This window comes from Segatella salivae DSM 15606, from assembly GCF_000185845.1.
Taxonomy (GTDB): domain Bacteria; phylum Bacteroidota; class Bacteroidia; order Bacteroidales; family Bacteroidaceae; genus Prevotella; species Prevotella salivae.
Genome location: NZ_GL629647.1, coordinates 991,183 through 1,001,383, shown reverse-complemented (window position 1 = coordinate 1,001,383; position 10,201 = coordinate 991,183). Strand labels below are relative to the sequence as shown.

8 protein-coding genes are annotated in these 10,201 nt (G+C 41.3%); 3 read left to right on the top strand and 5 right to left on the bottom strand.

Features of this window, described 5'->3' with window-relative positions; genetic code table 11:
* Positions 1–121: 121 nt before the first annotated feature.
* From HMPREF9420_RS04125 to glmM, 3 genes are all read left to right on the top strand, one after another.
* Positions 122–1,159 (top strand): DHH family phosphoesterase, encoded by a 1,038-nt coding sequence (locus tag HMPREF9420_RS04125; protein ID WP_007134195.1) that lies wholly within the window; start codon positions 122–124, stop codon positions 1,157–1,159.
* 99 nt (positions 1,160–1,258) lie between these two features.
* Positions 1,259–1,885 (top strand): DUF4827 domain-containing protein, encoded by a 627-nt coding sequence (locus HMPREF9420_RS04120; protein WP_007134194.1) that lies wholly within the window; start codon positions 1,259–1,261, stop codon positions 1,883–1,885.
* An 11-nt stretch (positions 1,886–1,896) separates the two neighbouring features.
* A complete protein-coding gene (glmM, locus tag HMPREF9420_RS04115; RefSeq protein ID WP_007134193.1) occupies positions 1,897–3,285 on the top strand; it encodes a phosphoglucosamine mutase in 1,389 nt (462 codons plus the stop codon).
* Positions 3,286–3,426: 141 nt separating this feature from the next.
* On the opposite strand, the gene HMPREF9420_RS04110 is transcribed toward glmM, so the two are convergent.
* Genes HMPREF9420_RS04110 through HMPREF9420_RS04090 form a run of 5 tightly spaced genes read right to left on the bottom strand, consistent with a single transcriptional unit; the run spans position 3,427 to position 9,598 of the window.
* Positions 3,427–3,903 carry a DUF4112 domain-containing protein gene (locus tag HMPREF9420_RS04110; protein ID WP_007134192.1) on the bottom strand — a complete coding sequence of 159 codons (477 nt, stop codon included), beginning with the start codon at positions 3,901–3,903 and terminating at the stop codon, positions 3,427–3,429.
* Entirely contained in the window at positions 3,887–4,633 is a 747-nt protein-coding gene (locus HMPREF9420_RS04105; protein ID WP_007134191.1) for a hypothetical protein, read from the bottom strand. Before HMPREF9420_RS04105 ends, HMPREF9420_RS04110 begins: the two co-directional genes overlap by 17 nt.
* The gene (queG, locus tag HMPREF9420_RS04100) at positions 4,614–5,636 is read right to left on the bottom strand and encodes a tRNA epoxyqueuosine(34) reductase QueG (RefSeq protein WP_007134190.1); all 1,023 of its coding nucleotides are present in this window, start codon (positions 5,634–5,636) and stop codon (positions 4,614–4,616) included. Before queG ends, HMPREF9420_RS04105 begins: the two co-directional genes overlap by 20 nt.
* Positions 5,614–6,225, bottom strand: a complete 612-nt coding sequence (locus HMPREF9420_RS04095) for a polysaccharide deacetylase family protein (RefSeq protein WP_007134189.1) — start codon at positions 6,223–6,225, stop codon at positions 5,614–5,616. Before HMPREF9420_RS04095 ends, queG begins: the two co-directional genes overlap by 23 nt.
* 22 nt (positions 6,226–6,247) lie before the next feature.
* Positions 6,248–9,598, bottom strand: a complete 3,351-nt coding sequence (locus HMPREF9420_RS04090; RefSeq protein ID WP_007134188.1) for a glycosyltransferase family 117 protein — start codon at positions 9,596–9,598, stop codon at positions 6,248–6,250.
* Positions 9,599–10,201: the final 603 nt, after the last annotated feature.

The window sequence follows — 10,201 nt, the reverse complement described above, 5'->3', positions numbered from 1 at the left end:
AAAGTGGTGGTGCAGCGCTGTTGAGATAACAGCGCTGCACCCTTTTTTGCTTTCATCTTTCATTTAACTCATCACATTTTGTGTTGTCTCTCAACCTTTTTTTATTATCTTTGTGCCCATTATGCAATTAGAACTAATCACAGAACAGGAAGTCGAAACCTTGAAGGCAGCTATCCGTGATGCCGAAAATATTATTGTTTTGGGGCATAAAAGTCCTGATGGCGATGCCTTGGGAGCATGTTTAGCCTGGACGGAATATTTGAAACTGTGGGGGAAGACGGCCCATGTCATCGTGCCTGATGCCTTTCCCGATTTTTTGAAATGGCTCCCTGGGACAGATGATGTGTTGCGTTTTGATAAACAAACTGACGAAGTAAAGGCGCTTTGTCAACGTGCCGATTTGATGTTTTGTCTTGATTTTAATGACACGAGTAGACTTGAAGAACTCCAAGAAGTTATAGCGCTTTCAAAGGCAAAACGCGTGCTGATAGATCATCATCTCAATCCAACAATCGACGGCATTGTTACCATTTCTCATCCCGAAGCCAGCAGCACATGCGAACTTGTGTTTCGAGTTATCTGCCAATTGGGTGGCTTTGAGCAGCTCACTCAACAGATTGCGGCTCCGATTTATTGTGGAATGATGACCGATACCGGTGGGTTTACATATAATTCAACGCGTCCGGTAATCTATACAATCATAGGGATGTTGCTCACAACGGGAATAGATAAAGATAAAATTTATCGCAATGTGTTCAACAATTATAGTCAATGGGCCATCAGGTTACGTGGCTTTTTGATGAGCGAACGCCTGTGTGTATTTGATGAATATCATGCCGCCTACTTCACAGTGAGCCGTCGTGACATGAAGAGATTCCATTTTGTGAAAGGTGATTTGGAGGGACTTGTCAATGAACCACTGCGTATAAAGGGACTGAAGTTTTCGGTTTCGTTGCGTGAAGACGACCGACACGATAACCTGATTCTTGTGAGTTTGCGCTCGGTTGATGATTTTCCATGCAACGAAGTGGCTGCCGAGTTTTTCAATGGAGGTGGGCATCTGAATGCCAGTGGAGGCAAATTGCATTGCAGTTTGAAAGAAGCTGAAGTCATCATGCAGCGTGCGCTCTTGAAATATGCCGACCGATTGAAAGCTTAAAAATTGGGAAATATCAATAAAAACTATCATAGAAATCTATCAAAGTGTAAGGAAATTAGTAACTTTGCCACGTTATAAATAAGAACAAAACAGACAGAAATGAAGAAAATAATATATTTATTCGTAGGCCTTATCGGTGTGATTGCGTTTGCATCTTGCAAAGATACTGAAACGTATGCAGACAAAAAGAAGAAAGAACGCGCTGCAATCAACCAGTATATTGCAGACCATAAGGTGAATGTTATTACTGAACAACAGTTTCTTTCACAAGATACGACGACAGATACCACCAAGAATCAGTTTGTGCTTTTCAATAGTTCGGGGGTGTATATGCAAATTGTTCGTCGCGGAAGTGGTGAGGTTTTAGGTCGCAATGCCTCTGCAAATGTGCTGTTAAGATACACAGAAACCAATCTGCTTACAGACTCGGTGATTTCTTCTAACAATATCATGACCTATTCATCTATCCCAGATGTGATGAACGTTAAAATGATTTCGGGTTCGCCCTACGCACAATTTGAATCGGGAGTAATGAAGAGTGTCTATGGAACGGCTACCGTTCCGGCAGGACTTTTGGCTCCGCTTTCTTATATCAAACTTGGCAAATTGTCGGCACAAGGCATTGCAAAAGTGAGACTGATTGTGCCTTCAGCGCAAGGAACTGCTGTTGCTTCGGGAGCTGTTTACCCGTGTTTTTACGAATTAACTTACCAAAAAGGTAGATAAATCTAAATATTATGACTTTAATAAAATCTATCTCCGGCATCCGAGGAACTATCGGAGGACGAGCTGGTGACACATTAAATCCATTAGACATTGTTAAGTTTACATCGGCTTATGCAACCTTTATTCGTCGCAGTAATCAGTCGAAGAGCAACACGATAGTTGTCGGAAGAGACGCTCGTATCTCTGGAGAGATGGTGAAGAATGTAGTTTGTGGTACATTAATGGGCATGGGATATGATGTGCTTAATATAGGACTTGCCACCACGCCTACTACTGAATTGGCTGTTCAAATGAGCCAAGCTGCAGGCGGAATCATCATCACAGCAAGCCACAATCCACGTCATTGGAATGCCTTGAAGCTATTGAATCACAAGGGAGAATTCCTCACAAAAGATAACGGAAACGAGGTGCTTGCGATAGCAGATAAGGAAGATTTCGAGTTTGCCGACGTTGATCATGTAGGTAAATACAAAGAAGAATCTTTCAATCAACGCCATATTGATAGTGTGCTTGCATTGAAATTAGTAGATACTGAGGCTATACGCAAAGCGCACTTTAAGGTAGCTGTGGATGCAATCAACTCGGTTGGAGGAATCATTTTGCCAGAATTGCTTGATGCTTTAGGCGTAGAATACACCTTCCTTAATGGCGAAGCAAATGGTGATTTTGCACATAATCCAGAACCATTAGAGAAAAATCTCAGTGGTATTATGGCCGAAATACGAAAAGGTGGCTATGATTTGGGCATCGTTGTAGACCCAGATGTTGACCGCTTGGCATTCATTTGTGAAGACGGAAAGATGTTTGGTGAGGAGTATACTTTAGTCTCAATAGCCGACTATGTGCTTAGTAACACGCCGGGAAATACCGTATCTAACCTAAGCTCTACACGTGCGCTTCGCGATGTAACAACAAAGCATGGCGGCGTTTATACAGCTGCTGCAGTGGGTGAAGTGAATGTAACAACGAAGATGAAAGAGGCGAATGCCATCATTGGTGGTGAGGGAAATGGGGGAGTAATCTATCCCGAGAGCCACTATGGACGTGATGCTTTGGTGGGTATTGCACTCTTCTTGTCGAGCCTTGCACAGAAGAAATGTAAGGTAAGTGAACTCCGTGCAACCTTCCCTGAATACTTTATCGCCAAGAATCGCATAGATCTTACGCCATCAACTGATGTGGATGCAATCTTGGAAAAGGTGAAAGAGCAGTATGGAAAAGAACCCGATGTGCAGGTAACTGATATAGATGGCGTGAAACTTGACTTTCCTGACAAGTGGGTTCACCTGAGAAAGAGTAACACAGAGCCTATTATCCGCGTGTATAGTGAGGCTTCTACAATGGAAGAAGCTGATGCCTTAGGCAAGAAACTCATGCAAGTGGTTTATGATATGCAGTAGAAAATAATGCACTTTTGACTTGTTTTTATGAATAAGTTTAGGCATTATACATCATAATTAAACAGAAACAGACCTTGTAAGTGAATCATTGTTGCTTACAAGGTCTGTTTGTTTATATAGATTTTCGATAGAATCTTTGCGTTAAGTAAATAGCCAACTGCCTACCTGTTCTGCGAATTTGATTAATGCCCAAAGCAGGATTGCTATACAAACAAGTAGTAGGAATAGGATGATGGCAGACTGAACAGCCTTTTTGTTGACTTGATGAATGATATCTTTATCGTCATTTATGAAGCCATCTATTAATGCCATGTTCTTCTTATTGGACTTATAGAAGAAGTCAATGGCATCTCCTACATAGAAAGGTAGCATGCCAAGGAAGACATCGCGAAGCATATTGTTCAATAAAGCCAATGTCAGCGGAATCGAACGAAGCTTGAATAGGCCAAAGTAAACATGCGAAAGAGAGAACAAGCCGCCGAGAATGTCACCGAAACCACCTGGGATTAATCCGATGACAAAATCGAGATAATATCCATCTGCAAGCTGAGTGACCTTCTTAATATGGTGATATAGCTTGCTGTTTCGTAGTGCTTCTTTTCTAATTTCCTTGCTCATTGTGTGTGTAAAGTCCCTCTTCTTGTGCTAATTCTTCATAGATTTCATCCAACGAATTGAATAAAACATTGAGATTGTTTTCGTTTCCGCATGCCTCTTGGAACAGCAGTATGAGATCTTCTTCGTTTGATTTGAATGCACAATCATTGAGTAACAATTGTATGTTTATCAGCAATATGCGATAGATTGTAGCTTGATTGAAAGTGTGATGGTTTGTTTTTGTTGCTTTTATCCCTGCGGCATAGGCCTTTAAAATCACACGAACCATAATGACAATAGCCTTCTGTTCGTCTATAACAGAAAGCTGCAAACCTCGTGGATAGCCTTTAATGTGTTCATGAAGTGTTGTCATTTTACCTTGCAAAAGCATAGTAAAATTGCGTCTATATTCACTCAAAAGAGCCTGAAAAAGCTTATCTGTTTTGCAAGCAAATCGTAGATATTCTGTTACATTTAAGGCCTTTTCAGCACTTGCTTCCTTGAGCTTCTCCTGCATTTTCTGTTCATCTTGATAATTGAGTAGCGTCAAAGCAGGAAACATCACCGTGAAGAACTGCTGATTAATTTCTTCATAATGTTCGAGCATGGCTTGCTTAACAGCTTGTGGAGAACGTTTGTTCTCCTTATTATTTGCCTCTGTTGAGCCATCTAAAATGCCGTTTGTATAGGCTTCAAAGAATGCTCTTGTCAACGCAGCTACAGCCTTATAACTATTTATTTTTTTGTTCATTGTCCTTTGTTTTCGTGGATAAAGGTAGGTGTTTTCCTTGAGAATAGCAAGCCGCAGCCTTAATATTTCGCATCAATCCCTTATATTTTACCCGCTTAACCGCACTCCCTTTGAAGAGTTTTTGATAATCCTCTTCGCTGAGAATCTCCCATTCTTGTCGCGTCATTTGCATGAGTTCAGCTTTTGGTTGAAGTTCGGGTGTGTCGTTAGGTATGGCAAATTTATTCCACGGACAAGCCTTTAAGCAGGCGTCACAGCCATAGATGGTGTTGCCGATTGAGGCAAAAGCCTCTTCAGAAAGACTTTCTCTATTCTCTATTGTCTGGTAAGAAAGGCACTTCTCGGCATTGATTTCACGACCTTCATCAATCGCTTTTGTTGGACAGGCATCAATACATCGGTGGCAGTTTCCACAGCGATTTTTTGCTGGTTGGTCATAAACAAGCTCTTCATCTACAATGATTTCACCCAAGAAAAACATGCTCCCAGCGTGTGGAATGATAAGCTGATGGTTCTTACCAACCCATCCTAACCCTGCTTTTTCAGCCCAATAGCGTTCTAATATGGGGCCAGTATCAACAAAGATTCGGCACATTTTACGCTCTGATTTGAGGCATTTTAGTGCGTCATTAAAGCCAAATCGTGCGGCCAATTGACGCAGTTTGTTTTTCATTATATCATGATAATCCAAACCAAGGGCATAGGAAGCAAGATGAAATTCATTTTCATTGAACTTATGTTGTGGGGCATAGTTCAATGCAACACAAATGATACTCTTTGCTCCTTCCATTAATAATCGGGGGTCAAGTCGTTTATCTGTGTAGTTAGCCATATACTCCATGTTGGCAAATTTGCCTTCTTTGAGCCAGCGGTTGATATGGTCTGTTGTCGCTTTATCAACGTGTTCAGCACGTGCTATGCCACAAGCAAAAAAGCCGAGGCGCAGTGCTTCGGCTTTGATTTCATTCGTAAGGTCTTGTTTATTCAAAGGTCTTGAACTCATATCCCTGCGATTTTAACCATTCAATTGATTCAGGTAAGGCTGTCTTTAGTTTATCGATACTCTTCAAAGAGTCATGAAACGTGATGATTGAGCCATTCCTTGCATACCTTTTTACGTTTCTTACCACATCTTTTGCAGTCAACCATTTAGAATAATCGCGTGTAACGAGGTCCCACATGATAATCCGATACCTTCTTTTCATCCACCAATAGACTGACATTCTCATCCATCCATGGGGCGGACGGAATAGGTTTGAGTGGATGAGTTCATCGGCTTTATGAGTATTAATGGCGTAGGTGATAGTCCAATGTTTGAAAGATCCTATATGGTTAAAGGTGTGATTACCCACTCGATGACCATCATTGATGATTTGATTATAGAGGTCATGGTATCTCAACACATTCTCTCCAACCATGAAAAAGGTAGCTTTGACATTATATTTCCTAAGCGTTTCAAGGATGAAAGGTGTCGACTCGGGGATAGGACCATCGTCAAACGTGAGATAAACTGCATGTTCGTTAGGGTCCATTCTCCAAGTCGCACCGGGATAAATCCAGCGTAACCATTTCGCAGGTTGCTCTATTATCATCGCTTGTTAGCTTAATTTTGCGTCAATTGTTCTGGTTAGGCAGCACGCCACCCTTACCGCGATACATATTAAACAGACTCTGGAACTGATGTCCTGTGCGTTGAGCGAGCTTCGGATCTATGATACTTGCCACTCTGTTACACTCTTGCATGATTGACATTTCGCGTAGACAGTCACTCATAGACTGGGCAAAATGGTTGCTGTCGAGGCTCAAATACCAATTCATATACTGTGCAGAGTTATTCCAAACGTCGTTAAACAATTCCTTAGCTTTAGCCTTTTGACCCAATATTGCATAGCACTCTGCAAGATCAAGGCTACCACTTACGTAGTTGTTTGGCACATTATAAGCCGGTATTTCAGCTAAACATTTATTCAAAACAGCTAATGCCTGTTTATCTTTATGCTCCATAATGAGTTGTTTTGCCAGCTGAGCAAAGAGACGACGATGGGTATAACACATACGCATTACAGTTTCATCGATATATAGTCCCTTAGTCTTTAAGCCACCAAACTTATAGCGCATCATCAGATTTCGATAGGTTTTGGCTGTGTCAAAGTTAGTCATTCCCTTGACAACCTTACCATCTATATTCGTCGTGAATGGCGTAATGCGGTTTGCAAGGCCTTCTTGTACGAAGTTGTTCCCTAAGTTCATGTAGTTATCTTCACCCACAGTGAGGGCTACATAGATAGGACGCGTCCAGTTACATTGGGCAATCATCTCAAGCATCATTAGGTCGTTCTTGTACAAAGCGTTCTTTCCTGCGAGCGAAATCACCATCTTGTCGGGGATAGAATCAGTCTGCATGAGCATTCCACTACGTCTAACGGCCTGCTTATCTATAGTTACATAGACCGTATCTGTAGGTATAAAGTGCATGTCATTATCCTTAGATCGTACCCAATACTTCATGATATTCTTCAGTTCAAACGGTTCATCTCCGAACTGAGCCTTAGCTTGTTGTGGGTTATCCTTATAGAACTGAAGGATCTGTTTCTTTGCTTCTGGCTGCACAGTGATATAATCATTTGTCCCCGAACAGAAGTCAATACGAGGCCAACTGATTGGAACCGCAGGCGAATTATAGGCAGGTCGCTTCATTTGGTCAATGTACCAGTCGGTAGCGAGATAGCTTAGGTTGCATACTCTGGCATCAGTTCTGACACCTTCTACCTCTTGATTATACCAAAGTGGGAACGTATCATTGTCTCCATTGGTAAAGATGATTGGGAAACCTTTGTCTTGTAAGGTCATCAAATAGTTCTGACCGAAGTCTCGACAAGTATATCTTCCACTACGATCATGGTCATCCCAGGTCTGACTTGCCATCTGAATAGGAACCAACAACGCTAAGATTGAAACGACAGATGCCAGTACCTTTTCATTGATATGTAGGTATTTCTTTAGCAAATCATAGATAGCTGCCACACCAATTCCACACCAAATAGCAAACGCATAGAATGAACCTGCATAAGCATAATCACGTTCTCGTGGCTGCATTGGCGTCTGATTAAGATAGATAACAATAGCCAATCCTGTCATAAAGAATAGGAAGAATACAACCCAGAACTGGCGAATACCTCGTTTTCCACGCCAAGCTTGCCAGAAAAGTCCTATGATTCCCAGAAGGAGTGGAAGACAATAGAACACGTTATGGCCTTTGTTTTTTTGCAAATCGGCTGGAAGTTTACTTTGATCTCCTAAGCGTGCATTGTCAATAAAAGGAATACCAGTAATCCAGTTGCCGTGTTCAAGCTCACCATTACCTTGTATATCATTCTGACGTCCAGCGAAGTTCCACATAAAGTAGCGCCAATACATGAAGTTACATTGGTAAGATAAGAAGAAACGTAGATTCTCTATTTGGCTCGGCATCTTAACCGTCATTGGCTCACCACAGCGATCATACGGCACTTCCGAGCCGTCAACACCGCCCATCCAGTCTTCATACGCTTGGGCATATTTCTGTTCATACATGCGCGGGAATACCATATTCTGCGCAAATACGTATTTATTCTTGTGACTAACAACAAAGTATGAGTCTTTCTCATCAGCGCTTTTCTTTTCCTTTCGAGCATAGATTGGCGCACCTTCACTCATTACTGGTTTGCACATCTTACCGTCGTTTTGCAGTGCAACCTGTGAAGTGTAGGCCTGACCATAGGCTAATGGTCTGTCACCATATTGGTCACGACTGAGATAACTGCCAAGAGTGAAGATGTCTTCTGGCGAGTTTTGGTCCATAGGAGGATTAGCCGTTGAGCGTATAACTATAAGGGCATAGCTCGAATATCCAATCATAAGCATTAACATACACAATAAAGTTGTGTTCTTAATGCGTGCAGTTACGAAGCTGACTCTTTTCTTATTAATCGTTCGTTTGTAGTTTAATACAAACCAAAGTATCGTGAGAACAACTACTCCTATGAATACAGATGACCAGCCATATCCATAGAATGGGATGCCAAGCATAGCCACTGCAGCGGTAAACGAAATGTTACTCAGCTTCTCGTTTCGGTCAGAATAGCTTTCATAAATAGCCCAAAGAACCGTTGCTACAAGTAGAATGATGTAGATAATCTCACCAGTATTGAACGGACATCCAAGCACATTGACAAATAAAAGCTCAAACCATCCGCCCACAGTAATGATTCCTGGCACGACGCCATAAAGCACTGCAGCTACAAGAACGAATGAGAAGAACAGCGCAATCAATGAGCCTTTCAACTCAATATTTGGGAACTTGCGATAACAGAACACAAGAACGATGGCCGGAATACATAGTAAATTCAACAAGTGCACACCGATACTAAGGCCTGTCATATAGGTAATCAGCACGAGCCAGCGGTCACTATGTGGTTCGTCTGCATGGTCTTCCCATTTCAAAATGAGCCAGAATACGATTGCGGTGAAGGCAGATGAGTAGGCATAGACCTCGCCTTCAACGGCTGAAAACCAAAAGGTGTCACTGAAAGTATAAATGAGTGCTCCGACAAGTCCAGCTCCTTCGATGATAATTGTCTTTGCTGTTGTCAGCTCATTCCAGTCTTTCAGTATTAGTTTTCTCGTCAGATGAGTCACCGTCCAAAAGAGAAACATGATCGTTGTGGCACTCAATAGAGCGCTCATGGTGTTGATCATGCGTGCAACTTCTGATGGACTACTTGCAAAATGCGAGAAAAGATTGGCTGTAAGCATAAAGAATGGCGCCCCAGGTGGATGCCCAATTTCAAGCTTATAGCCTGTAGTGATAAACTCAGGACAGTCCCAAAAGCTGGCTGTCGGTTCGATTGTAGAACAATAAACGACTGCGGCAATCAAGAAAGCAAGCCACCCCAGTAAATTGTCTACTAACTTGTACTGTTTCATTTATTTATAGAATGTATTATTTCGAAATAGTAGTGCAAAGATAATACATTTCATGTAAAGTCGTCTTTCCAATGGAGTATAAACTGCTTATATTTCACTTTTTTAAGCGCTTAGTCAGTGAAATGTCAGTGTTGACCATAAGTTTTTGCCTTCTTTCGGGACCTTTTATCCTACTTTTTACAGCTAATATTTTAATTATATGGCTCAAATGATATTTCTTTCTCGTTTTGGTTGTTTTGTTATTGAATTTACATCATCTTCTACTTTTTGTTGATTTATAAGGCAACTAAATACCAATCATTTAACTTTACAATGCCTTTCAAATAGTGACGATATTTTATACGGAGGGACTTTTAATGGATAATGTGTGAGTTTTAGATGAGTTTTATAAGCTATTGAAAATCAAACGAGTATGAACTTTGTCTCTTTTTACAGCCTGTTTTTATGGTGAAATGGTTTGTCATCTGCGTCATATCATCGAGTAATCTAACGCAAATCATGGCGTTGTTTGATGCAAATAACGGAGTGTTTTGATAGAGATTACTGTCCAAAAATGGGTGAAAGGTGTTGCGAAATCATGTAAAATAATCTATGTTTAGACTA